25 protein-coding genes are annotated in these 25,562 nt (G+C 39.3%); 6 read left to right on the top strand and 19 right to left on the bottom strand.

What is annotated here, in order from left to right:
• The first annotated feature begins 4 nt into the window (after window positions 1-4).
• Window positions 5-1,420: a sigma-54 interaction domain-containing protein gene (locus BIV60_RS10785; RefSeq protein ID WP_071355740.1), complete on the top strand. Its 1,416-nt coding sequence runs from the start codon at window positions 5-7 to the stop codon at window positions 1,418-1,420.
• Window positions 1,421-1,471: 51 nt separating this feature from the next.
• Here BIV60_RS10785 and BIV60_RS10780 read toward each other — a convergent pair whose 3' ends face one another.
• Window positions 1,472-2,647 (bottom strand): class I SAM-dependent methyltransferase, encoded by a 1,176-nt coding sequence (locus BIV60_RS10780; protein ID WP_256218380.1) that lies wholly within the window; start codon window positions 2,645-2,647, stop codon window positions 1,472-1,474.
• 230 nt (window positions 2,648-2,877) lie between these two features.
• On the opposite strand from BIV60_RS10780, the gene BIV60_RS10775 reads away from it, so the two are divergent.
• Window positions 2,878-3,084, top strand: coding sequence for a DnaJ-like cysteine-rich domain-containing protein (locus BIV60_RS10775; protein WP_071355739.1), 207 nt, complete (start codon window positions 2,878-2,880; stop codon window positions 3,082-3,084).
• Between the two features lie 253 nt (window positions 3,085-3,337).
• Here BIV60_RS10775 and BIV60_RS10770 read toward each other — a convergent pair whose 3' ends face one another.
• Window positions 3,338-4,642, bottom strand: a complete 1,305-nt coding sequence (locus tag BIV60_RS10770; protein ID WP_371261526.1) for a GntP family permease — start codon at window positions 4,640-4,642, stop codon at window positions 3,338-3,340.
• A gap of 177 nt (window positions 4,643-4,819) precedes the next feature.
• Between BIV60_RS10770 and BIV60_RS10765 the strand changes: the two genes are divergently transcribed.
• Together BIV60_RS10765 and BIV60_RS10760 are read left to right on the top strand one after the other, a co-directional pair.
• Complete coding sequence (locus BIV60_RS10765; protein WP_071355737.1) at window positions 4,820-5,140, top strand: hypothetical protein; 321 nt, start codon at window positions 4,820-4,822, stop codon at window positions 5,138-5,140.
• Between the two features lie 133 nt (window positions 5,141-5,273).
• On the top strand, window positions 5,274-6,410 hold the full coding sequence (locus BIV60_RS10760) for a polysaccharide deacetylase family protein (protein WP_071355736.1): 1,137 nt from the start codon (window positions 5,274-5,276) through the stop codon (window positions 6,408-6,410).
• Window positions 6,411-6,479: 69 nt separating this feature from the next.
• Here the strand turns inward: BIV60_RS10760 and BIV60_RS10755 are convergent, their stop codons facing one another.
• The gene (locus tag BIV60_RS10755; RefSeq protein ID WP_071355735.1) at window positions 6,480-6,902 is read right to left on the bottom strand and encodes a MarR family winged helix-turn-helix transcriptional regulator; all 423 of its coding nucleotides are present in this window, start codon (window positions 6,900-6,902) and stop codon (window positions 6,480-6,482) included.
• A gap of 223 nt (window positions 6,903-7,125) precedes the next feature.
• Between BIV60_RS10755 and BIV60_RS10750 the strand changes: the two genes are divergently transcribed.
• Together BIV60_RS10750 and BIV60_RS10745 are read left to right on the top strand one after the other, a co-directional pair.
• Complete coding sequence (locus BIV60_RS10750) at window positions 7,126-7,581, top strand: CBS domain-containing protein (RefSeq protein WP_071355734.1); 456 nt, start codon at window positions 7,126-7,128, stop codon at window positions 7,579-7,581.
• 37 nt (window positions 7,582-7,618) lie between these two features.
• The gene (locus BIV60_RS10745; protein ID WP_071355733.1) at window positions 7,619-8,854 is read left to right on the top strand and encodes an MFS transporter; all 1,236 of its coding nucleotides are present in this window, start codon (window positions 7,619-7,621) and stop codon (window positions 8,852-8,854) included.
• Between the two features lie 145 nt (window positions 8,855-8,999).
• Here the strand turns inward: BIV60_RS10745 and BIV60_RS10740 are convergent, their stop codons facing one another.
• The 16 genes from BIV60_RS10740 to BIV60_RS10665 all read right to left on the bottom strand — a co-directional run bounded on the left by BIV60_RS10740 (window position 9,000) and on the right by BIV60_RS10665 (window position 25,244).
• On the bottom strand, window positions 9,000-9,965 hold the full coding sequence (locus tag BIV60_RS10740; RefSeq protein WP_071355732.1) for a VOC family protein: 966 nt from the start codon (window positions 9,963-9,965) through the stop codon (window positions 9,000-9,002).
• Between the two features lie 24 nt (window positions 9,966-9,989).
• The gene (locus BIV60_RS10735; RefSeq protein ID WP_083402207.1) at window positions 9,990-10,778 is read right to left on the bottom strand and encodes an SDR family NAD(P)-dependent oxidoreductase; all 789 of its coding nucleotides are present in this window, start codon (window positions 10,776-10,778) and stop codon (window positions 9,990-9,992) included.
• A 41-nt stretch (window positions 10,779-10,819) separates the two neighbouring features.
• Window positions 10,820-11,329 carry an aromatic-ring-hydroxylating dioxygenase subunit beta gene (locus tag BIV60_RS10730; RefSeq protein WP_071355731.1) on the bottom strand — a complete coding sequence of 170 codons (510 nt, stop codon included), beginning with the start codon at window positions 11,327-11,329 and terminating at the stop codon, window positions 10,820-10,822.
• Window positions 11,330-11,400: 71 nt separating this feature from the next.
• A complete protein-coding gene (locus tag BIV60_RS10725) occupies window positions 11,401-12,705 on the bottom strand; it encodes an aromatic ring-hydroxylating dioxygenase subunit alpha (RefSeq protein WP_071355730.1) in 1,305 nt (434 codons plus the stop codon).
• Between the two features lie 100 nt (window positions 12,706-12,805).
• Window positions 12,806-13,588, bottom strand: a complete 783-nt coding sequence (gene nadX / locus BIV60_RS10720; protein WP_071355729.1) for an aspartate dehydrogenase — start codon at window positions 13,586-13,588, stop codon at window positions 12,806-12,808.
• A gap of 15 nt (window positions 13,589-13,603) precedes the next feature.
• Window positions 13,604-15,049, bottom strand: a complete 1,446-nt coding sequence (locus BIV60_RS10715; protein WP_071355728.1) for an aldehyde dehydrogenase family protein — start codon at window positions 15,047-15,049, stop codon at window positions 13,604-13,606.
• A gap of 12 nt (window positions 15,050-15,061) precedes the next feature.
• Window positions 15,062-16,750, bottom strand: a complete 1,689-nt coding sequence (locus tag BIV60_RS10710; protein ID WP_071355727.1) for a thiamine pyrophosphate-binding protein — start codon at window positions 16,748-16,750, stop codon at window positions 15,062-15,064.
• 24 nt (window positions 16,751-16,774) lie between these two features.
• A complete protein-coding gene (locus tag BIV60_RS10705) occupies window positions 16,775-17,566 on the bottom strand; it encodes an SDR family oxidoreductase (protein ID WP_071355726.1) in 792 nt (263 codons plus the stop codon).
• Window positions 17,567-17,591: 25 nt separating this feature from the next.
• Entirely contained in the window at window positions 17,592-18,506 is a 915-nt protein-coding gene (locus BIV60_RS10700) for a VOC family protein (protein WP_071355725.1), read from the bottom strand.
• A 153-nt stretch (window positions 18,507-18,659) separates the two neighbouring features.
• Entirely contained in the window at window positions 18,660-19,196 is a 537-nt protein-coding gene (locus BIV60_RS10695; RefSeq protein ID WP_071355724.1) for a cupin domain-containing protein, read from the bottom strand.
• Between the two features lie 161 nt (window positions 19,197-19,357).
• Window positions 19,358-20,635 (bottom strand): MFS transporter, encoded by a 1,278-nt coding sequence (locus tag BIV60_RS10690; protein WP_071355723.1) that lies wholly within the window; start codon window positions 20,633-20,635, stop codon window positions 19,358-19,360.
• A gap of 292 nt (window positions 20,636-20,927) precedes the next feature.
• Window positions 20,928-21,710 (bottom strand): IclR family transcriptional regulator, encoded by a 783-nt coding sequence (locus BIV60_RS10685; protein WP_071355722.1) that lies wholly within the window; start codon window positions 21,708-21,710, stop codon window positions 20,928-20,930.
• Window positions 21,711-21,800: 90 nt separating this feature from the next.
• Complete coding sequence (locus BIV60_RS10680; RefSeq protein ID WP_071355721.1) at window positions 21,801-22,622, bottom strand: alpha/beta fold hydrolase; 822 nt, start codon at window positions 22,620-22,622, stop codon at window positions 21,801-21,803.
• Between the two features lie 330 nt (window positions 22,623-22,952).
• Entirely contained in the window at window positions 22,953-23,570 is a 618-nt protein-coding gene (locus BIV60_RS10675; RefSeq protein ID WP_071355720.1) for a nucleotidyltransferase family protein, read from the bottom strand.
• A complete protein-coding gene (locus BIV60_RS10670) occupies window positions 23,563-24,618 on the bottom strand; it encodes an XdhC family protein (RefSeq protein WP_071355719.1) in 1,056 nt (351 codons plus the stop codon). The genes BIV60_RS10675 and BIV60_RS10670 overlap by 8 nt, the downstream gene beginning before the upstream one ends.
• A gap of 17 nt (window positions 24,619-24,635) precedes the next feature.
• The gene (locus tag BIV60_RS10665; protein WP_256218379.1) at window positions 24,636-25,244 is read right to left on the bottom strand and encodes a hypothetical protein; all 609 of its coding nucleotides are present in this window, start codon (window positions 25,242-25,244) and stop codon (window positions 24,636-24,638) included.
• Between the last annotated feature and the right edge of the window lie 318 nt (window positions 25,245-25,562).

Here is a 25,562-nt window from a genome sequence, read left to right as displayed (position 1 = left end):
CGCCATGGAAAATACGAAGAAATCAATTCAAAATTTAGAATATGTAAATCAGGTATATAAGCGGATTTTAGATGAAATTGATGTTGGGGTTCACGCCGTTAATGGTTCTGGGAAAACGATCATCTATAACAAAAAAATGATGCAAATGGAATCGATGGATATCCAGGATGTTATTGATAAGGACTTATTAGATGTCTTTCGCTTTAAAGACAATCAATCTAGTACACTGGTAAAAGCATTGCAAGACGGAAAAGAAACCGCCAATGTTAAACAAACATACTTTAATAATAAGGGGCGGGAAATTACAACCATTAACAATACCATCCCGATCTATACGGCCGGACAAATTGATGGTGCAGTTGAAATTGCCCACGATGTTACTAAGCTGGAGCGTCTGATTAAAGGTAATATGAATGGAAAGGGAGCTCCAAGTTTTACATTTGATAGTATTATTGGTGAGAGTCTTGCAATTAAGGAGGTAATTGAAAGTGCGAAGCGTGCAACGCGTACCTCTTCCTATGTTTTAATTGTCGGGGAAACCGGTACAGGGAAAGAGCTTTTTGCCCAAAGCATTCATAATGGAAGTAATCGACTTTCTGGCCCGTTTATTTCACAGAACTGTGCGGCCCTTCCTGATAATCTAATTGAGAGTCTGCTTTTCGGAACAAAACGAGGGGCTTTTACCGGTGCAATGGATACACCCGGGTTATTTGAACAGGCGAATGGCGGAACACTTCTGTTAGACGAAATCAATTCATTGAATTTAAATTTGCAGGCTAAATTATTACGTGTTCTTCAGGAAAAAACCATCCGGAGAATCGGAGATACAAAGGATACTCCTGTAGATGTCCGTGTCATTGCCAATATAAATGAAGACCCAATTGATGCGGTTGCCAATAATCATATGCGTAAGGACCTTTATTACCGGCTTGGGGTGGTGACTGTTTTCATTCCGCCATTACGAGATAGAAAATCAGATATACCGCTGCTGGTCAGACATTTTATTGAAAAATATAATAAACGATTTCATATGAATGTAACAGGATTACACGAAGAGGTTCAAGATTCCTTTTTTGAATATGATTGGTATGGGAATGTCCGTGAGCTTGAGCATGTGATTGAAGCGGCAATGAATAATATGCTGGATGAAGAATTGATCCGCTATATTCATCTACCATATCAATATCGGAATAAAATGCAATTGAAAGAAAGGATGATCCCGCTTTCATCGGTTGAAACCTTTATTAATCAAAATGAAGATGTTGCTGTTCCGTTAAAGGAACAAATGGAATTATTTGAAAAATCCTATATCGAGCATGTTTTGAAGAAAAATGATAATAATATTTCACGAACAGCAAAACTACTTGGATTAAGCAGACAAAGTTTGCAATATCGGATGAAAAAATTAGATATCCAGTAAAAAAATCAGGCGGGATGCAAAATATTTTGCACCCGCATTTTTTTGTTGTCGTTATGATTTAGCCGCTACGAGTGTATAGGTTTTCGGCAGGCCGATATCATGGATTTTATGATTCGGTTCTTCCTCTAACACCTTAATTCGAAGTCCGCTTTGCCCAACTGAGGTAACCACTTCCCCAATGGTCCATTTTCGCTGCAATGACTTCGTCAGGTCCATTTGGAGTTCTGAACCCATATGCTTGGAAAAAGCGACATTGACTTCATCTAATGAAGGGTCAAAATAATTTCCGGTTATCTTATGCTTTTTCCCACTGGATGTAATCAACTTAGTAGAGATCGGATGAAATTCATGGAGTAAAAAGATTCCATCTTCAGCAAGCTTGGAGCGAATGTTTAAAAATAATGGATCCAAGTCAATAAAATAGTGTAATACGCCTAATTCCATTAAAACCAAATCATAGTCTTCGTTTAGAATAGTTTCAGGAAGGTTTAAAACATCTGAAACTGCATACTGCAATGATACCCCCGCTTCCCTGGCAACTTCATTTGCAAAACGCTCATTTTCCGCGGAAAAATCAACAATCGTTACGTTCGCTCCCAACAAGGAAAGTGCAACACCCTTGACCCCATTCGATCCCATTAAATGAAGAATCTTTTTGCCTTTAAGGTCTCCCATGTATTTTAAAAAGGGATGGAGACGCCACTCCGGGTTCTCTTTTATTTTTACGGCCGCACTTTTTGGATCACCGTAGCGATTAAGTAATGCTTGGTAATTATTTTGATTCCATGCTCTTTGATTGGATGTTGTTATTTCATTTTGTTTTTTTAAAAGATAAGAATGAACCGTTTCCGCAAACTCTGGATGAGCCTTTGGGTCATATAAATATGTATAAAAAGATAAACACCAAACCGTCACTTTCTCCAAACCCACCGCAATTCGGTACGGATTGGTGCGGATCGTTGTATTATAATCACAATGAATATGTACCGTATGTTCATTGTATCCAAAAGAAAAGGAAGAATTTTTAATGTCTTTTCTGATTTCTGAAGGCCTGAAATCCAAAAACAAATCATAAACCGTTTCAAATACATCCCATTGAACATCTAGAAAAATGGACTCCGAATCCTCCATTTGAATTCCTTGAATGATCAAAGCAGTAGGACCTACAAACTGATAAGAAATATTTTTTTCTTCAAAAATTTTTGCTAAAGTGAGAATCGTATTCATAATGCTTGTCACCACCCGAATTTTGTCGAATATTATTTCACAAACTTGAGCGGTAATACATAAACTATTAATAAGAGTATTACTTTTCAAGACATGAACCATTATATCAATTAAATAAAATTCTCCGCAATGGGATCTAATAATACAACCAATTTATGTTTTTAGCTGAAATATACGAGCATAAAAATTCCATTTTTTACTCATACTAATGAAAAACTGAGGTGATTGAAATGGGATTACTCAACTCCTATAATCAATGGAGAGAGAACAGATATCAAAATTTTGTCTCCAATATGAAAGACCAAGGCAAATGTCCTGATTGCCAAGGCAGAGGCTACACTGTTTATCCGTATAATGAATTTGCTTATTTTAACTCCTTTGAATGCCCCGGCTGTCAAGGCAGCGGTACCTATACAGATTGGGAGGAAACGAGATAACCTAATAAAATTTGAAAACCCTTTCATGTGAAGGGTTTTTTTTACTAAAGGCTGTGTTAAATTTGTCTTTTGATTTCCGCTCCAGGCACTTCGCGCACCTTAGGATGGTCCGGGGAGCCTCCTCGTCGCTTACGCTCCTTGTGGGGTCTCCCCTGCACCGTACTCCCGCAGGAGTCTTTGTGCCTTCCGCTTCAATCAACAAGGTTTAAAAATCAACAAGGTCATTTAACACAGTCTTACTAAAAAGTCCGATTTATAGAATCGCATCTAAAATCATTGCAACCGCAAAAGCGATAAAAGAAAGAATCGTTTCTAAAACTGTCCACGTTTTGAAGGTTTCTGCTACCGTTAGCCCTAAATATTCTTTCACCATCCAGAACCCGGCATCATTCACATGTGAAAACATTAATGACCCTGCACCTGTTACAATTACCAGCAATTCAAGGTTAACTCCCGACATATGCTGAATGACCGGGGATACGATTCCGGCCGCAGTCGTAAGGGCAACCGTAGCGGAGCCGGTGGCAATTCGAATTAGGCCTGCGATCATAAAAGCTAGAACTAGTGGGGACAACGATAAATTATCGGCCATTTTTGCGATAGTGTCCCCTACCCCACTCTCAATTAAGATACCTTTAAATCCCCCGCCGGCACCAATAATAAGCGCAATAGAACCAATCGGGAGCAAGCATTCTTCTGTTAATTTTTTAAGTAGGTTTCGGTCCATCCCTTTGCGCATCCCAAGGAAATAATAAGCTACAAACACTGAAATTAGTAGCGCTATTACAGGACTTCCAATAAAGGTAAAAAACTTCATTAAACCAGAAGTTAATCCCAAATAGGGTGCAATCGCCGATAACACCATCAAAATAACTGGCAGTAAGATGATGAAAAAAGAAATCCCTGTACCAGGTAAAGAGGTAGATCTGTTTTCAATTCTAATTAATTCCGGCTCCCCTTCAGGAATTACTCGTTTGTGAATCCATTTTGCAAACAAAGGCCCCGCTAATATTGCCGGAATAATCGCCACAATAAGTGAATAGATAAGAACTTTTCCAAGATTGGCTTTATAAATACTAATCGCCGCCAGTGCACCAGGATGTGGTGGTACAAGTCCGTGAACAACCGATAAACCTGTTATACAGGGCAGGGCGATGAGTAAAATATTTTGTTTTGAAGTTTTCCAAATTGATATGACTAATGGTAATAAAATTAAGATCCCTACTTCAAAAAATACAGGAATCCCAATAATAAAACCTGAAAGCAGCATCGCCCACGGCAGGTTCTTAACACCAAAAGAACGAATAAAAAATTCCGCGATTTGTATCCCTGCACCAGAATCGGCCATCATTTTTCCCAAAATGGTACCCAGGGCCAGAATTCCAATTAAATGTCCTAAAACACTGCCAACTCCTGTCTCGTAGGCTGCAACAATCTTATCTAGTGGGACCCTTGCCACTAATGCTAAGAACATGCTGGCTACGAGTAAACTAATAAACGCATGCCACTTAAATACCGACACTCCTACAACGACAATAAGAATGGAAATGACTGTCATCAAAATCAAGTAAGTATCCAATTACATTCACCATCCTTGGTTCCTAATCTTCCCTAGAATTAGTTGTATTGTTTACCATGAAGTAAGTGGAAATACAAAAATATTTCAGCGCATAATAAAAAAGGTTTCGGAAAGGTTAAAGCTATGTCTGTTCATCATTTTTCAGGGGGTAAAACAATGACTGTGTTTGTTTACCAAACATTCGAAATTAAACAGGATAAATTTAAAGAAGCGATTGAAAATTTAAAAGAGATTAAAACTTTTCGGAATGAAAATTATAATCATAAAGTAGAAATCTTAACTCCTGTTTCTGGAAAGGATCATACATATTCCTTTTTTTCCACTTATGAGGGATTGGCAGAAATGGAATTACAAAACAAAAAAATGTTTGATGATGATGAATACTTAAAACTAATCAGTGAATTTTTTTTAGAAAATGTTGTTCAGGGAAGTATGTATACACAAATCTTTCGATCCATTAATGAAGGGAAAAGCTAAAGAACGGGTCCGCTCGTAGTACATGATAGAACTAGACTATTTTACCTATAAAAATCTATAAATCGATATATCCTTCCTACTAGCAAAATGATATGATTATCACCGAGATTACTATATTACAAGGATGGATTTAATGAACAAGTTAATCCTCTTCGCCTTTATTTGCACTACATTACTTGCAGGATGCAGCTTAAAAGAAGCAAAGGCTAAAATGAGTAAGGAAAATAAGCAGATTACTCATACGAAGAAAACGGAGGCAACATTCACAGACGATTCTGTGCCTGAAGTGGGCAATCGGCCTATTTTTCAACCGAAAGCTACTATTTCAATAAGTCCTTTAACTTTTGAATCAACAAATGCAACAATTACAACTGAAGATCTGAAAGAAAATGTTTCAGGAATCCGCTACCATATATGGCGTACAGCAGATGGTCCGGAAAATATGAAAACCTTTACTTCGACGGACACTGCTGAAGATTTTTCATTCTTATTTGATACGAATGAATTTTCCGGAAAACGAGGAGAGTACCATGTAGAGGCCTATTCCGTTCAAGAAGATGGTGTTGAAAAGCTTCTTGCAAAAACTACTTTAACCTTCCAACAGCATATCCCTATTCTAATGTATCATGCTATTGATGACTACAAAGGGGTCGGAATGCAGGAGTTGTTCGTCTCACCAGCAAACTTTGAAGAACAGATGCGTTATTTAAAGGATCATGGTTATACATTCCTGACATTCGAAAATTGGCGAGAAGTTAATAAAGTAAACAAACCGGTGCTTGTTACTTTTGATGATGGAATGAAAAACAATCTGAAGGCATTTTGGATTCTACAAAAATTACAGGATAACACTTTTCATCCCGCTGCGACTGAATATGTCATTGCCGGGTCAATTGATAAAAATCCTTCACGGCTTTCTTCAGCTGATATAAAAGAAATGGCGGATTCCGGGATATTCTCGATTCAGTCCCATACAATGTCACATGCCGACCTTCCGAAGATTACAAATTATGAAGAGGAACTTGAGGGGTCCAAAGAAAAAATTGAGCAGGTAACCGGAAAACCCGTCATTGCCATTGCGTATCCTTTCGGTCATGTGGATTCTACTGTTGTTGAAGAAACAAAAAAATATTATCAATATGCAACAACCACAAAGCCAGGACAATTTATTGAAAAAGGTGAGGCTGATGAAATGCTGCTGATGAGGCGGGTGCGGATTTCAAATTCAACGACCATCAATCAATTTGCGGCATTGGTGCATTCATGGTAGGGAGCTTTTTTGAGCTTCCTTTTTTTGGGCTAAAAAATAAAAACCAAACAATGTCTCACATTGTTCGGTTTAGGTAGGTACTGCAGAACGATTGTATTTTCGTAAAAGCTGTCCAAATAGTTGCCGTTCTTCATCAGACCAGGCCTCTAAATTTTTTCCGATTAACTCTATCCGTGCCTCCTGGTGCTCAAGAAATTCCTTTTTCCCCAAATCTGTTATCTGAAGGCTGTAAGCCCTGCCATCCAAAGGGTCTGGTATTCGGTAAACATATCCTTTTTGTTCAAGAGCAGCAGTTTGCCGGCTTACAGTAGAAATATCAAGTTGGAATTCTTCTGCTAGAAGCTTAGTGCCTGCAGGTCCTTTTGCAATAATTCGGTGTAATAAAAGATAGGCGGACCGATCAAGATGGCCAATTTTTCGATTAGCTGAAGTGACGCGGCGAATTAGGATTGCCAGCTCAAGGTCAATGATTTCCACCGGATTATCTCTCATGTTTAATCCACCTCACTTTAGTCAATGCTCTCTATCACATGTTACCATACGGAATATTTTTTTAAAATAAATAATCTATTTAGCGGTATAACAAACTGTAAAAAATATCCAGAACTTGGAATATACTATTGACAACGATATAAATGGTTGTATAATACAAATATATACTTTTATAATACAACTTTTTTATATGTGAAGCTTTTTACAAAAGGGGGGGAATGACATGCTTGCACATGAAATTATGATTAGCCAAGTCCACAAAGTGAAGGATTCAGATACGGTACGTTCTGTTATTGAAAAATTTATCGAGCATGGTATCAGCGGTTTACCGGTTGTTAACGACCGGAACGAAATAGTTGGCTATGTGAGTGATGGCGATATTCTTCGTTATATAGGTAAACATGAAGACCGAATCGTCGACTCTTTCTACTATGCCTTTGTTATAAAAGGAGATAATGAGGATTTCGAGGAAAGAGAACAAAAAATTTTGGCGTTAAATGTAATGGAAATTGCTAAAACCAAAGTTTATCAAGTTTCATGGGATGAGGAAATGGAAAACATTGCGGCAATTTTAGGAAAAAAACAAATTAAAAAAGTTCCGGTTGTACGAAACGGCGTTTTGGTTGGAATCATTAGCCGCGGGGATGTCATCCGAAATTCATTTAAAGGACTTCTTTAATTTTAAAAAAACAGATAAAAACAAAGGGGAAATGTATATGTCTTCAACACCACAATCTGTCACTTCTTCACAGGCAGATTCGACTTCGAAAGCATCAGTTAAAAAAGGTCAACCGCGGGCAGTTTGGGCTGTCTTTTTTGCTTGTATTATAGCCTTCATGGGTTTAGGTCTTGTTGACCCAATTCTTGTAACCATCAGTGAAAAACTCCATGCTACGCCAAGTCAAACGTCTCTTTTATTTACAAGTTATAATGCTGTTATGGCCGTTGCCATGTTGATTACCGGTTTGGTTTCTTCAAGGCTTGGAATTAAATGGACATTGCTCACCGGGATTATTATCATTGCAGTATTCTCACTACTAGGCGGGTTATCAAATAATATTTGGGCACTTGTCGGCCTTCGCGGCGGCTGGGGACTGGGAAATGCACTATTTGTTGCCACTGCCTTAGCTGCAATTGTCTCACTATCTAATAGTGGTACAGCAAAAGCCATTATTTTGTACGAAGCAGCGATTGGTCTGGGGATTTCAGTTGGTCCACTACTCGGCGGCTGGCTTGGAGCTATGTCTTGGAGAGGTCCTTTTTTAGGTGTGGCTTCCTTAATGGTCATTGCATTTATTGGTCTTATTACCTTAATGCCAAATGCAAAACCGAGAAATATATCGCAAACTAAAACATCTCTGAAAGATCCATTCAAAGCCTTAAAACACCGTTCCTTATTAGTTTTTGGTATAGCAGCTGCATTATACAACTTTGGTTTCTTTACATTGCTAGCTTTCGCTCCGTTTGTTATGGGGCTGGATGAACATGGTATCGGCTTTGTTTTCCTTGGATGGGGCATTTTACTTGCTGTTACCTCTGTTTTTATGGCACCAATTCTTCAAAAACGGTTTGGAACCGTAAAATCCATGTGTTTCATGTTAACCTTGTTTGCAGTTGTGTTAGCTGTCATGGGAATCTGGACATCTACACAATGGGTCATAATTGCAGCCGTTATTGTTGCCGGAGCATTATTAGGAAATAACAACACGCTAATTACAACTGCAGTAATGAACTCTGCTCCTGTTGAACGCTCTACTGCGTCTGCTGCGTACAGCTTTTTACGTTTCATCGGTGGTGCGATTGCTCCATATTTTGCCGGAAAATTGGCTGAATGGTATAACTCGAGCGTACCATTTTATGTTGGAGCAGCGTTTGTTTTGATATCCGTTATCTTTATTGCACTTAATCAAAAACATATAAAACATGTCGATAACGCTGAAGTTGGCCATTGATATGATAGGAGGATCTGCCGTAGGTGGCAGGTCCTTTTTTTAAACTCTTTAAGTCTTCACCTATAAATGATATTATAATACGCATAAAAAGTGAACCTTAGTTCACCTTTTAAAACAATAAAAAACCAGCTCAAAAGCTGGTTTTTTATGAATATTTTTCTAGCAATTCTATAATTACTTTAAATGTTGAAGTAGTATCCAGGTAAGCATACCGCCCTTTACCATTCCAGAAGTTTCCCCTTTGGATGACCGGATAGCCCATATCCTCAAGCATTTTTATTTTTCCATTCATATCCTCTACAACAAATGAAATATGATGGATACCTTCCCCATATGTATCAAGGTGTTTTTTCCATGTGCTTGGGGATTCCCCGGGTTCAATTAACTCTAGTTGTATTAGCGGGGTATTTATAAACATATACTGGGATTTTCCCTCAGTTAGTTTCCCTTCAAAAACAACCTGAGTAACCTCACTTGGACCTGATTGGATTACTGGCGGTTTTTCCACACCTAACAACTTACAATATGCTTCAGCCGCCGCATCTAAATCTTTCACAACGATCGCCAGCTGTTCTACTTTATTCGTGCCAAGGAGTGGAGTGAATATCTCAGTACTTGGAGCAGTATCCCTTGGTTCAGCACTTTCAAGCAATTCAACTAAAGTCTTATGTTCCTTTAGTGTGTCCACATAAACGTATCGGCCATCGCTAGAGGTAAATTCCCCGCTTTGGAGGAGCGGATAACCGTTCTCCTCAAAAACAGGGAGGGTATTTTTTATCGAATCAACATCAAAGGCAATATGATGAATTCCCTCTCCAACCGTATCCCGGAACTCCCTTATTGTTCCTGGTTCATTATTCGGCTCAATTAATTCAAATTGTACAGTCGGGGTGTTCATAAAAACAAGTTTACTTCGGGAATCAGTAGGTTCCCCTCGAAAAACTACCTTTGAAACAGTGCGATCTCCTGTTAAAAACCATTTAGGCATTGGTATCCCCAAAAGTTTTGAAAATGCCTCTGATGCCTGTTCAATATCGTTCACAACAAAGGCAAGTTGATTGATAACATTATTTCCAGCCAATGGCTGTTTTGCAGTCAAAGACTCGTTCATTAAAACCCCTCCCCCATTTACAAATCAACCAAGACCGCGGACAGCCAATCCCCCGTCACTTGAAATCACTTCACCAGTTATGGCTCGAGCCTGATCGGAAGCAAGCAATACATAGGCCCCAACATGATCCTCTGGCATCTGAGCGAGTTGGAGTGGGTTTCGCTTTTTAATGCTGCTTGCTTTCGTCTCATTATCCACGATTTTAACAAATGGATGAAGTGGTGGAATAACCGAGAGTTCTGTCAAAGTCCCTCCTGGAGCTACCGCATTTACCCGAATATTGGGAGCGAGTTCGAACGCAAGCTGGCGCATCAGTCCAACTTGAGCATGCTTACTTGCTGTGTACCAAACGCCTCCACCATCAGGATAGAAACTTGCACCTGACACCGAAAAAATAATATTTCCATTTGTTTTTTGAAGTTCTTCTAGAGCAGCTTTTGCTCCGAAAAAAGAGCCTTTTAAGTTAATGTCGAGAAGATAATCATATGCGTCGGAAAGTGCTTCAGGAGTCACATCGGCAAATTTAGCAAATCCATCGAATACGCCAGCATTTGCGATAAAAACATCTAACTTTCCATATTGTTCAACAGTTGCTTGGACCGCTTGCTCATTGTCTTCGTATTTACTTACGTCACCCTGATAAGTAACGATATTTTCACCAAATTCTTCTTTCATTTTTGCTAACTTTTCTTTAGAGCGGCCGATTATGCCCACTTTTGCTCCTTCTTGTATAAAACGTCTTGTGACAGCTTCACCTATGCCTGAAGCGCCACCTGTAATCAAAACTACTTTATCTTTTAAGACCATTTCCATGAACCATTCCTCCCTGGTTTATACTTTCATACAAATAGCTCTTATACAAAGATTGCAAGATTTCTTGTATTTAAAGTGGTTTGATCCACAATGAATTCCCGCTTGGAAAGCTTCCACTCTCCATCGGCAAACGTGAATTCATCGTGGCGCTCCCCCGAAATCAGATCATGATGGATATCTGTACTTCGGCTGCGGTAGATAGTTAAATAGCTGTTTACCACCGCTTTTTCATTCGGAGTGTATTCAAGCAACTGTACATTATTAACAGATCTCCTTGTACGAGAAGGCGGGATTTCAGCCCAAGCATAATCGGTCTTTAAACGGTCTACACGAATTTTTAATAATTCGTAGTCATCATCAAAAGCAAACATATTTAACGAATAATCAGGACGTTCTACCCCTTCTTTGTTGACTCTTACCGGCATTTGATAAGCAATATTTGGGTGAAGTAAATTAAACCATCCATCAAAATCAATATCATCAAGAAATTTTGCTTCACGGTATAACCATTGTTCAAATTCATAGGTCGCCAGCATTTTTTCGATACTCATTCTTGATTCCCCCAATCAGTGAAAGCTCCTTCATTAAATCCACTGCCAAACATTCAATCCAACCATTGAGATTACTTAGTCATCAAATCCAACCAATAACGATAGAAATTCCTTTGGCTCGCCTCTGTAAATTTATCGTCGTAGACTACTCCCGGACCAGCAAAATTCTCAACAGGCTTTCTGTGCAAACCCATAGTATAGTTAAAAGTTAGCTGTTTTACTAACGGCATGGTTCCTGATGCCGCTGCAGTGATATCCGTAAATACCTCTGTATCATCCTGTTCAAAAATTCCTGAAGGGCTGAAGGTTAAAACAAAGGATTCACGAGATCTTCTTTTCCAGTCCTCTGATGCATTTTTCTCCACCAAGAACCAGGTAATGACCTCCATTTTATCGACACCAACTGGTCTCCAAAGGCGTACGGAGGTATTCGAAATTAACTGCCCTTTTATTTTCGTATGAGAAATTAAGAAAGAAAGGTTAGGAAAAATGTTACCAATCATATTTTTCAGATTACATAATACTTCATGTTGCTCTTCAGTCAAATTGGATCTATATTCTTCTCTTAATTCCTCAGGGAAAGCAAAATCCGGATTTGGAGTACCAAGATTTAAACCATGTCCATGATCAGTGTAAATTTGATATCCCTTTTTAGAATAAGTAGCGCTTGGAACCATCCCTAATTTGGCAATCGAGCCATGCGTTACCATTGTATGATAGGAGTCCCCAACGAAGTTATCCGCACCAATTTTCCAGTTTGAGTGGATAATAAATCTTTGCGGCGGACCTAAAACTTCCATTTCTGCGCGTCCCGCCAATATATCGATATACCATTTAAAATCACCTAGGAAATCTTCCAGCGATTCTGCTTCATCATTCCAAGTTCCAAATAGAAGACCTTTATAGGATTCAATCCGGATTTTATAAAGACCCATTCCAGATTTATCGAAATCCTCGCCATATATATCTTTTTGCAGCGGCACGCCGACGCAATCACCGTTATTTTTAAAATTAAATCCATGATACGGACAGGTAAACATCGTTTTATTTCCGGCATCGGCACGGCAAAGTTTCATGCCGCGGTGTGTACACATATTATAAAGACCGCGAATTTCCCCATCAGCGCCTCTTAAAATAATCACAGAATAACCGGCAACATCCCGAGTAATGAAATCATTTTTTTTCGGAATTTCTGATTCATGGCCAACAAACAGCCAAGTTTTTAAAAATACTTTTTTATGTTCAATATCATAAACAGTGGGATCTCCTAAAAGATAAGCAGGAATTGCGCCAATTTCAGGTTGCACAGATTCTTTCAAATATTCGATTGCTTCTTTTTGCGACATTTCTTCTAAGTTCACGTTTGTTTTTAACATCTGCTTATTCCCCCTAAGTAGTAGATTTTCGTACATAAATCGGGTCTACCGGTTAAAGATTTATTATATTAAAAGAACATCCATTATTAATAGTTTAGCATTATCCAACTAGAATGGATGCATCTATATTTTTCAATGATGATAGGACACTTAGTGCTGCCAAGTAGCTGGTTTTTGGATTATTCGGCATCGGGTTGTTTTCCACTTGTATTGATAGCTTCCCGAAAGAACCAGTTGCTTCTATAGTATGGTTATTTTTTTCTACCTTCGGATCAGATATAATTTTGACGCTCGTATGCTTTGGTCCCAGACCGGCTAAAGATAAGATAATCGAAACATTGATATTTTTCGGAAATAATTCAATTGCCTCTGCAGCGGTACCCTCGAACAGCACTTGTTCTCTGTCTTCCGGAGCTCCAGGCAATGCTTTGGGCGGCTTCCTCGTTATGATGGAAACCGTTTGAAGTTCCCCAATGGATTTTGCTGCCTTTAGGACATCCAGGCCGCCAATGGCACCAGAGGGTAAATAAATTTTTGTCCCTTTTTCAAGACATATTTTTTCAAGCTTTTGATAAAAATCCAAATCAGCAAGTGCTCCAACACTGCTTAAGACTAAGTCTTTCCCACTTTCAAGGACAGGTACAGCAATGTCTTTTGCCACCTGGACGGTAGCCGCCTCGATGATCACATCCATATTTGATTGAATAATTGATTGAATTGTAGAAAAGCGCTCCGTAACAAATTGTTCCGCCAGCTGCTTAGCTGATAATTCATTTCGAGTGTAAAGGCCAACGATTTTTGAGTTTGGCAGCAGGCCATCGATATTGATGCTCTGGAGGAGGAACTTCCCAATATTTCCTCCTCCAATTAATCCGATTTTCATCTGATATTCCCCCTATTAATTTGCGAATCCGTAAGAGTCTGCGAAATATTCCAAACCGCAATGTCTAACTTCACGGGATAAGCCGCTTTCTTTCAGACCAGGGAAATCTAAATGAAGATCTTGGAAGATGCTATGGTTATTATGGAAAACAGCTCCAGCTTCTAGTCGGTCTGCCAATTTCGCTGCCAGAGCCGTGTCTTCTGTCCAAACAGATGCTCTTAAACCAAACTCACTATCGTTCGCAAGCTGAACGGCTTCATCCACTTCTGAGAATGGCAGGATTGGAATCACTGGGCCAAATTGTTCTGCACGGACAATTTCACTTTGCTGGTCAACTCCAGTAATAATAGTAGGTAAAATATAATAGCCTTGTTCCCAGCTTTCAGGATCTAATTGAATTCCGCCGGTATAAACATTTGCACCAGATTCTTCTGCACGTTTAATTAAACCTTTTACATATTCATATTGCGATTTATTGTTTAATGGGCCCATTTCCACATCTGGCTGAATGCCATTTCCTACTCGAATATGACTAAATTCTTTCTTTAATTTCCCAACAACCTCATCGTACCTGGATTCATGAACATAGATTCTTTTGATCGCTGAGCAAACTTGCCCTGCCGCGCGTAAGACTCCGAAACGAAGGCGCTTGACGGCTGCTTCATCCAAATTCGCATCAGAAAGAATAATCGCTGCGTCATTGCCACCTAGTTCCATATAAAGTTTCTTAACCGTACCGGAAGCCGCACGGATAATTTCTTTCCCCGTCTCTGTGCTGCCAACAAAAGCGATCGTACGAACCCTAGGGTCCGTGCAAAGTGCATCACCAATCACAGCACCTGAGCCCGTAACGACATTGATGACACCATCCGGAAAATAAGAAGCAACTACTTTTAAAAATGTCATAATCGTCAGTGGGCAGCTGGTCGCCGGCTTCACAACTACTGTGTTTCCTGTTAACACAGCTGGTATGACACGTTTAAATGTAAGAATCATCGGTGAATTCCAAGGAGAAATGATGGCAGCAACTCCACGTGGACGCTTGCGGACCTGTACCATCTGATTTCCCGGAAGACTTTCCGGTTTCCACCATTCCAATAATTCTTCAGCACCTTGAATCATAATATCTGAACAACGGACCAAATCTTTTTTCGCTTCCACTAATGCTTTTCCATTTTCCCGGACAAGCAGTGAAACATTCTCTTCTACGATAGCTTTTATCTCTTCTGCCGCCATTTTCATGCGGTGTGCCCGATCTTCAATCTCACTTTGAGACCAGCTTTCATATGCCTTAGCAGCGGTTTCTACTGCAAAATCTACTTCATTTTTTGAACAAATCGCCACTTCTCCAACTACTTCAGTTAGATTAGCAGGATTAATGACATCGGCAGTTTTTTCAGCTTGAATCCATTTGCCCCCAATAAGATATTTTCCTGATACTTCTGGGTATGTTGAGACCATTTTCATTCCTCCTTACAACTTTTTTGGTTTGAATGCTTCTGCTGCTCCTGGAGGTCCTCCAAATGGTTTTGCCATTGGTCCGACTGCATCCATATCTACAACAATCATGGCTGGATTTTTGCTGTTTACTGCTTTCTCCAGTTCTGTTTCAAATTCTGCTGGAGAACCGATTCGAGCTGCATCAAATCCCATGGATTGAGCTAATAACACGAAGTCAGGACTCATTAAATCCACCGCAACTTGACGACCGTAAGCAGCACTTTGGATATTTCTCAGCACGCCATATCCAGCATCATCAAATAGAACAATGATCATGGGCAGTTTTTCCTCTGCGGCAGTGGCCATTTCTCCAACATTGACCATGAAACCGCCATCTCCTGCCATAAGAACGACCTGGCGATTTTTATCGGCCATTTGCGCACCAATCGCTGTTGGCAATCCTTGACCAATTCCTCCTCCCGAGGCGTGGATGGATGTTCTTGGTTCATATATTTCAAATAAGCGGCTGCCCCAAACGTTGGCTTGTACGGTAACATCCCTGACTAAAATCGTATTACGAGGCAATACTTTGCGCATTCCGTCAAGGATTTGTTCATATGGTCCAAGGGTTGCTCTTAACTGGGAACGCAATTCTTCCCGTACAGACTGTACTTCATCCAGATATGCTGGATCGGGATAAACAGAAGTTTTCGATACTCCCTGATTTAAAGCCTGAAGGATTTGTTTGGCATCCCCTACTAAACTATAAGTAGCTTCATAGTTTCGATTGACAGAATGAAAGTCAGCATCAATGGAAATATGTTCAACCGGAACGGTTACTTTCCAGTTTGAGGTTTCATTTCCTCTAAACCTCACCCCGACACTAATTAATAAATCCGCGTCTTTTATTAAATTTTTTGTCAACTCATATGCCGCGAAATGACCAATACATTGTGGGTGATCTTCCGGAATACTTCCTTTCCCGGATTGGCTCGTAACCACGGCTGCACCTATTTTTTCAGCCAGTTCTTGAAGTTCCTTTGATGCACCGGAGGTAATCACTCCGCCGCCTGCCCAAATTACCGGCCGATGGGCATTCTTTATTTTCGTTATTACCTCATCAGGAACAGAAGGAATCACTTGATTAACTGGTGTCACTGATTTAATTTCTTCTATTGAATGATTCGGAATAATAGCTGATTGAAAATCAATCGGAATTTCGAGTGTTATTGGTCCGGATGGGTATGCAAACGCTTCCTGGATGGCTTGTCTGACAACCGCGGCTGCTTGCTCCGGTCTTCTTAAACGGATAGCTTTTTTAGAGGCACCTTCCATCATTGACAACTGATCTTTACACTCGTGGATGTAGCCCCTTCCTGTCCCAAGATAGGGAGATGCAACCTCACCGGTTAAATGAAGTACAGGAACTCCGGCTGCCCATGCTTCAATTAAGGAACCCGCCGCGTTTCCGGCTCCCGTTCCGGTACTTGTAATCACAACTCCTAATTTACCTGTGGCTCTGGCATATCCATCCGCCATATTTGCTGCGCCGCTCTCACCACGTGAGCATACTAAATGAATACTGCCTTCGCGAAGTATGGCATCATAGATGGGCATATTGTGGATGCTGACAATTCCAAATGCGACTTCCACGCCCGCACGAACAAGTTCTTTTACCACTGCATCAGCAGTAGTAAATTCCATTTGCTTTTGTTCACTCATCATTTATTCCGCCTTTATCTATTATTAAAGCGCTTTCCCCAGCGCTCCAGCTGTTTCAATTGTTGAACCCGCTACATAGCTTGCCTTGCTGGAAGCCAGAAATATAATCACGCTCGCCACTTCTTCTGCTTCCCCTACTCTTCCTAACGGGATATTTCTCTTTTTCGCCAAGTCTGCATAATAGTCTTCTACTTTCATTTCAGGGGCATTTTTCATTCTTCTTCTCTCCCATTGATCCGTTCGAATCAGACCAAGGCTCACAGAGTTGACAAGGATATTATCTGCCGCAAGCTCCTGAGATAAAGTTTTACTTAAATTTAATAGACCTGCTCTCGTAGCTGCTGTTGCAACCATATGTCTTTCTGGTTCTTTCGCCAAGGTAGCATTGATATTGATGATTCTCCCGCCTCCACGCTTCACTAAATGTGGATGAACTGCCTTAACTGCATAAATAATGGCAAAATATTTTAATTGAATTTGCTGCTCCCATTGTTCTTCGGTGATATCAAAGAAATATCCCATGACACTTTGGCCTGCTGCATTGACAAGGATATCGATGCCGCCAAAGAATGAAGCTGTGCTTTCGATAAAATTCGTTACATCGGCCTTGTTGGTTACGTCACAGGTAGCGGCATAAATAGATTCCGCCGGCCCGAATTTTAGCAAGTGGTCATATGCTTTTTCTTTTCTTTCCTCATTTCTTCCGCAAACGGCTACTTTCGCCCCTTCTTGTAAAAACATCTCAGCGGTTTTCAAACCAACCCCGGATGTACCGCCCATTATTACCGCTACTTTATCTTTTAGCCCTAAATCCATTTCGACACCCCTTTTCCTTATACCTTTAAACTAACGTTTCTGAAGCTGCCCATCCCGGATCAGGAATGCCAGCCATCGCTTTCCGTGCTTCCGGTTTTGGAGGTCCGGCAATTCCCCATTGATCCATCAGATGTGGAACACGTTTCCATACACGCGCTCTCCATTCAGATTCGTCTTCAATCGTTTCCAAATAACAGGTATATTCCATGACAAACTTCCCTGGGTCTTGGAAGTAGCAAAAGATATTATCTCCAGGACCATGACGGCCAGGACCCCAAAGCTCTTGGTAACCCACTTTTCTTACATTTGCAATTCCTCTCATTACTTCATCGACTGTATCCACTTCATAGGCAATATGGTTAACAGAAGCATGATTATCTTGATTAAAGGCAATAGAATGATGTTTTCTGTTGCAGCGCAGGAAGGTCATTTGGTGCTCGCTCCAGTCTGTAACCTTAAACCCTAAAACATCTGTATAAAAAGCTGTAATCATATCCAGATCTTTTGTATTCATAACGACGTGATTAAGTTTTACCGGATCTACATTTTTCTTGTTCCAAATAGTTGTATGGACTTCAACCCACGCAGACAATTCAATGCAGCGATTTTCCGGGTCAAGAAAACGAAGACCATATCCCTTTCCCTCTTCATCTAAATATCCTGGCTGTGATACAATTCTTACACCTTTCGATACAAGAATTTCTGCCGCACGGTCTACTGCATTTTTATCAACCATTCCAAAGGCAATATGATGAAGTCCTCTTTTCTCACCTGCATGAAGACTTAAAATATGATTTTCGGGACCGGCCCCGCGAAAATAAACTGTGTTTTCATCTTCGGCTACCTTATCAAGCCCCCAGATTTTTTCATAGAAATCGGCCTGCTCCTTAAGAGCGGTTGTAATTAATCCAATATGCCTTAAGTGTGTGATTCCTAACATGATGCCACCTCCATTAGTTCAACCCCAAATTTCTTTTATAAAGCTGACAAGGATGATCCTGTATAGAAATAAGAGGACCATCCTTGTCAAACAAGTCTTTTACAACAATCAGGGAGTTTGTTTTAGCAAAGAAACAACTGCCTAATTTTCAAATTAATTTCCTTTAATGATTGCTTCTCTTTCCTTTGCGCGATTGATACGAAGTTCTTCCAATGCACTTCCTTTTGGATACGTTGGAAGATTTGGCTTAACCGCTCCCAGCATAACAAGCATTAATGCTTCTTCATCACTGTCATTTCGAAGTCCGCGGTATACTCCAGGGGGTGAGCTGATGCAATCCCTTTCATTTAAAACGATTTCATGAACTTCATCACTGCCTTCTTCTTGAATAAGTGCTGTGATGCTTCCTTTAATGACGAAGAAAACTTCTTCGACATCATCATGTAAATGAAGCGGTCCCTGGCATCCTGCTGGTAAAACCATTGTGCTTAATGTAAAGTGTTCAGCTTGGATAACATTCGCATCGTTGTTAGCTGTAGCACCGCGGCCGATGTATCTCATTTGTGCCCTGCGATAAGTTGGATCGATTTCTTCCTGAAATTTTAAAACGTTCCAATCTAAAGTACGGTCATTTAATCTCGCAACATATTTCTTTTCAAATTCAGCCAAATTAAATTTTTCAGTAGTCATTCTCAACACTCCTCAGTTTATGTTTTATATTTGAAACATTGTTTTCTTTATAATCTAATATTAAATCTCAACATTATAATTGTCAATTATAAATATTGAGAAATTTTTAAATATAAAAATACGTTTTATATAGGTAACAATCAACATGAAATGTGGAGATTTTATGCCGTAACTTGGTTATTAGACATTTTTTCAATTTTGATTTCCTCAGCTTCTTTTTTCAATGTAAAGAGGTATGCGATGAATCCGAGTGCAGAAGTAATAATTAACATCACAATCGATGGGCCAAAGTCTCCATGCGAAAGATCGACCATCCAACCCATGATATAGCTTGAAAAGCCTCCGAGAATGTTGGTGAAACCCATTAATCCAGCTGCGCGTCCCGCTGTTTCCGGAGTTGAAAATTTGACAATAAATAAATTACTTAAATGGAAGACTCCTCCTTGAGCACCCATAGCTAAGCCCATACATACACCGGCCACTACAGGTTGTGGAGTCAAAATGGCAATAGTTAAAAATAATGCGGTTAACATAAATAAAATGGTAGCAAGTAAGCTTGGACGCTTTGTCTTATCGGACAAAATTCCACAGAGAACGACGAAACCTAAAGCAAAAAGCCAAGATAAGGAGGTAATTCCGGTCATAGCCTCTTTCGAAAAACCTTTTGCTCCAACTAAATAAGTCGGAAGCCAAACACTAATTCCAAAGAATAAGAAGGAAGCCACTAACATTCCAAACCAGACAATCCAATAACGGAAGTCTTGAGCAAAGTTTTGTTTTTTCATGTTTACGGATGAATCATTCTGGCGTATATAGGCTAATTCACTTTTATCAAGTCGTGGATGTTCTTCGGGAGTATCCCGAGTAAGGAAGATAAACATTGGCAGTACGATTAAAAGGTTAAACCCGGCAAGAAAGAAAAAAGCAGCATGCCAATGAAAAGTGGCAATGACAGTCGTAATAATAACAGCACCACATGCAGGACCAAAATAGTTTCCGGCAAGCCATGAAGATTGGGCTTTACCAAACTCACGCTGATTAAACCAGTTGGAAATAAATTTTCCGCATATTGGGATCATCATCCCTTCACCGATTCCCAATATGATCCGGCTCACAATAAACATCTCATAAGAAGTCGATAATCCACCAATTACCATTGTAATGGCCCAGACGATTAGACCAAAGATTCCGGTTTTCCTTGCTCCCAGTTTGTCGATGATAAATCCCCAAAATACATTTGAAAAGGCATAAGAAATTGTAAAAACAAAGGTAATCATTCCGATTTTCGCCATTTTATCGGCACCCGTTAATCCCAAATCATTCAGGAATCCCTGATCCGTCTGGATGATTGAAATACCTAATTTATCAATTTGCCCGAAAAACCAAAAAAAGAAAATCGGTACAGCAATATAGATCCACCTTTTGTTGCTTTTTAACATAAAAACACCCCTTTTTGTTTTTACCGATGCCAAATGTACACGCTTCCAAAATTGATTTTATAACTTTACAATAATTTGCAAAAAAATGAACTAGTACTCCTCCTTTTTTTAAAAAAGGCATCGCTATGTTTTAAATATAAAACATAGTTTTGCTTATGTTTTTATTTTAAAATTTTACGAAAATTATGTCAACAAAAAAACTATATTTATGTTATCAAACAAAAATACGTTTCTTATATAAAACATTTTTAAATAAAAAAAGCTTGCGATTCACGCAAGCTTTCTTTTTTTCTTATGAATGGAATCCCAAAAATCCGGATAATACTTTGGAGATTTCAAGTACCTTTGGAATTGCCACTTTTTCAATAAATTCATTGTGAAAAATGGTCTCGTTGGCCACAACATTAATTGCCGCCATTACTTTCCCACTGCGATCAAATATAGGAGCGGCTACTGATTGGATCCCTTGATGCAGTTCACCTTTTGTCATCGCATACCCCTGCTCGCGAATCACCGAAAGCTCCTGCTGAAAATCAATATAATCTGTTTGCGTTCGCTCCGTGAAAGGTTTTAGGTTGGAACCATATAAGATTTGATTTAAACGTTCCTGCGGCTGATAGGCAAGCTGAACTTTTCCATTTGCAACAGCATGAGCAGGCAGTCTCAATCCGATATTAACCGTTACGGCCGAAACCCCTCGTGCCGGCGCACTGCCAACATAAACAACCTCATTGCCATCCAAAATCGATAAATGGCAGGATGCTCCGGTTTCATCCCTCAATCTTTCCATATAAGGCTGAGCAATTTCCGGCAGCTTTAATGTACTAAGAAAAGAAAAACCTAACTCTAATACTTTAGGAGTTAAACTATACCGCTTCGTATTTTCATCTTGATGAAGATATCCAAGTGATTGAAGGGTGTACAATAGTCGAAAAGGGACCGTACGGCTTACATCCAATTCTTTGGCAATTTCCACTAAGGATAAAGTTGGACGCTCCTCACTAAAAAGCTTTAAAATTTCCAATCCCCTAACCAAGGAATTGGCGTTATAACGTTCTTTTTCATCTTTTGCCATAAACTTTCACCATCTTAATGTTAATAACATGCTTGTTTTTACAATTTTATCAAATTTTCAGCAAAAATGGGTAGATGTCCTTGAAATATTTTATTGATTGACCGGAACATCCTTTTGATTTTTTAAAACATTCGCAAAATCCAGGATAATAGCATTAAAAGTATCTGGTGCTTCTTGATAACACAAATGCCCTGTCCCAGGAATAATGACTAATTTTGAACCTTGTATATTTTCATGGAAAATCTGTGATTCTTCTACTGGTGTGACTTTGTCAAATTCCCCGCAAATTACTAGAGTAGGAACCTGAATGGTGGATAATAGGTCCATATTATTTAAATGATAAAGGGAATATGCAACCGAACGGAAACCCATTGGCCTTATTTGGGAATAGATTCTTTCCACTTCCTTTAATACTTCGGTATTAGGCTCCGGTGAGAGCAGGCTTTTTACACGGAGTTTTGCAATCTCTTCTGGTGTTAATGTTTCAATGTTATTTACTCGATTTTTTAGTTTGCTTTCATTTTCTTCTTTACTTAATGCCGCTGAACCTCTTGTTGCATCCGAAATAATCAGCGCCTCCACTAAATCAGGAAAACGTGAACAAAAGTCAATTGCAATCGCCGATCCCATTGAATGACCAAGAAGGATGACGGATTCAAATCCAAGTTTATCAATAAATCCTTTTAAAACATTGGCAAATTCCTTAAATTCCCTCAGCTCTTCTTTTGGGTCGGAACTCTTCCCATATCCTGGCGCATCCCATGCAATGACGGTAAATTGTTCGGATAACCCCTTCAGCTGTTTTTTCCATGATTGTGAATTATTCCCCATCCCGTGTAAAATAATTAAAGGCTTTCCGTTTCCCTCTATTTCATAATGAATGGTTAAATCATTTACTTGCATAAAAGCCATTTTTTTCACTTCCTTTTCTATATTGTTTTATAGATGAAACATTGTTTTATATTTATAATATCATACCATTTGCAAGATAAGTCAACAGAATTTTCAGAAGTACTTTTGGATCTACAAGAAGCTTTTCGACACAAATCGGGTGGTGTCAGGCACCACCCGATTTGTGTCGATTATAGTATTACTTGATTTGTTTTCAATTCGGCAACTTCTATCTATCGCAAGCGCCATACAAACTACCGATAATAAGGCGCTATTGGATGAGGACGCAATCCATAAGAAACTTACGCAAAGACCAAACCAGGATAGGATTTTTTGAAGTGGAATGATAAATCAGTTATTTCTATTAACCATACTGTTTGCGTTTTGATAGTCCTGTGCTGTATCAATATCCATCCCCCAAATGGATTCTGTAAAATTTAAAATCCTAGTATTAACTTGATATTTTTTTATAATTTCTTTTCCACCTTGATCCCCTTCCAAACCAAGAAATTCAGAGAATAAACTTTTATCAAGCAAGATGGGGTGGCCTAAATCACTCATATATTGAGGGCGGACAATCCGTACTCCTCCTTTGGACATTTCCTTTTCATACTCTTGGATTGATGTTTGAACAACCAAATCCTGAACAAAGGGCTGATCGGCTAAAAAAATAAATGCCGCATTCACTCTGCCCTCTATTTTTTCAATTCCTAATTTTAAAGACGAAGACATCCCAGTTCTGTAATTTTCATTCTTAATGAATTCGACTTCTGCCAAATCAGCTGCATGTATTTTAAAAACTTCAAAATGCTCTCCTGCGACGAAAACAATTGGATAAAGTTGCTGTCTTTTGGCAAGTTCAATCGGGTATCGAAAAAGCGGTTTTCCCCCTAAAGGTAATAATAGCTTTGGCTGGCCCATCCTTCTGGACATTCCAGAGGCAAGTATAATTGCCCCAATTTTAGGCATGAATTTTTCCTTTTCCTTTCAACGATGCTCCGGATTTCATCGACCGAACCATCATGAGTTCTGACACAATACTTACGGCCACTTCTTCCATTGTTTCGGCGCCAATATCTAATCCAACCGGAGAATGGATTTTATTAAACACAGAAGGATATTTACCCAAATTTTCCAGCATTTCCTTCGTCCGTGAGATTGGACCCAAAACACCGACATATTTTGGATTACTTTTTAAGGCTAGCTGTAGTGCAGCTTCATCACGATATTGTAAATGATTCATGATCACCCACCAGGCGTTACGTACATTTGCTGGATCAAGGGATTCTGGATCTTCGATAAGATGTGCAGCATGAGGGAAATACCGTTCATTATTAAATTCACTGCGTGGATCTAATACTGTGACGGTAAAACCAGCTTTTGCGGCCAAATCGGCTACAGGAATTGCATCTTTTCCCGCACCAGCGATGAATAAGCGTTGACTTGAACGAATCACATCAATGACAAAACGGCGTCCTTCTGAAATCATGATTTCAGCGCGGGTTTGGGATTTCATGCTAGTTAACGCCAATTGGTACACATGAGGAGGCAGCAACGAACCATTGGCTTCTATAATTTCTCCATCTTTCGCAATGATTGCCTTTGTACCTGTTGGAACCTCCAGGATAAAAGCAAATTCTCCATCTTCTTTCAGGAACTTCTCCGTCGTCTCCCAAAATAGATCATCCTCATAAACCGGAAGAATGAAAATTTCTAATGAACCTTTACAGCCAATTCCCAAACTCCATATTTCATTTTCATTTAAATCATACTTTTGAATAAGTGGAATATCTTCTTTAAAGGCTTTTTCTGCATAAGCGAATATATCGCTTTCTAAACATCCTCCGCTAATCGTACCGTTCATTTCTCCGTCATCGGTCATCATCATTTTTGTACCGGGTAGCCGATAAGCAGATCCATTCACCCCGATTAACAAGACCATTACGGCCTTTTTTTTCTGCTCCCAGGCCAATTTTATAGTTTGAAAGATTGTTCGAAATTCTAGCAATCGTGACATTTACATTACTCCCTTTTTTAAAAACTTCTGCGTTTTATCGTGGTTCTAAATAACAGCTTATAAACCTTTCTACTCAGCCCCATCCATATCATGCTATAAAATAAAGTAAACAGCAGAATCACAAGAACTATCGGGAATTGAAAGGTATGAGATACGGATGGTCCCAATACAGGAAACTTTACAATATATAGTAAGAACAGAATTCCAACGGATAATGAAATTCCACCAAAAAAGGTAATGGCAATCCAATTTTCCCACCACTTGAAGGCCATGCCTAAGGATATTCCCAATAGACCGGTGGTGAACGGAAAAACGATTAATTCACTAGGTTGTATGATAAGTAGCAGTAATATCGTTAAGACATATGACATTAAACCGAGACGGATTGAAATCATTGCGGAAAGCACGATTGGCATGGTGGCTAAAATACTAAAAGCATATCCGAATCCGACAAAAATTCCAGCCGATTGAAAAATGGCAGCAAGGGCGGCTAATATTGAACCTAAAACTAATTTTTTTGTTCGCGAGTAGTTATTGATACGGATTTGGGCATTTACAAGTTGCAGATGGTCTTTTTGTCGGTTTTCAATGTAAGCACCCCCATTTTTAGGTAATGCCTTAACCAATAAAAATATGATGATTTTTTAAAAATCTAGAAATATGCAGAATTGAAGTTTTGAGTTTAGAAGATAAATATGGAATAATTGGGGGAACTAAGGAATTATTTTAATATTTTAAAGTAGTAGCGGGGTAATTTTGAAATGAAAAAAGTAGTTAAGAAAATTCTATTATCCCTATTTATTTTTTCAGTCATCATTGGATATTCATATGAACGAGACCAACGCACTAGGAAGCCATACGATGATCGTTGCCCCAAAAATCTAATTGATAAATTCAACAAGATTCGGGTGATGCCATGCACCACCCGAATCTTGCCGGATGTT

Origin of the sequence: Bacillus sp. MUM 116 (assembly GCF_001866655.1) — a bacterium.
Taxonomy (GTDB): Bacteria; Bacillota; Bacilli; order Bacillales; family Cytobacillaceae; genus Neobacillus.
This window is presented reverse-complemented; position numbering and strand designations above follow the sequence as displayed.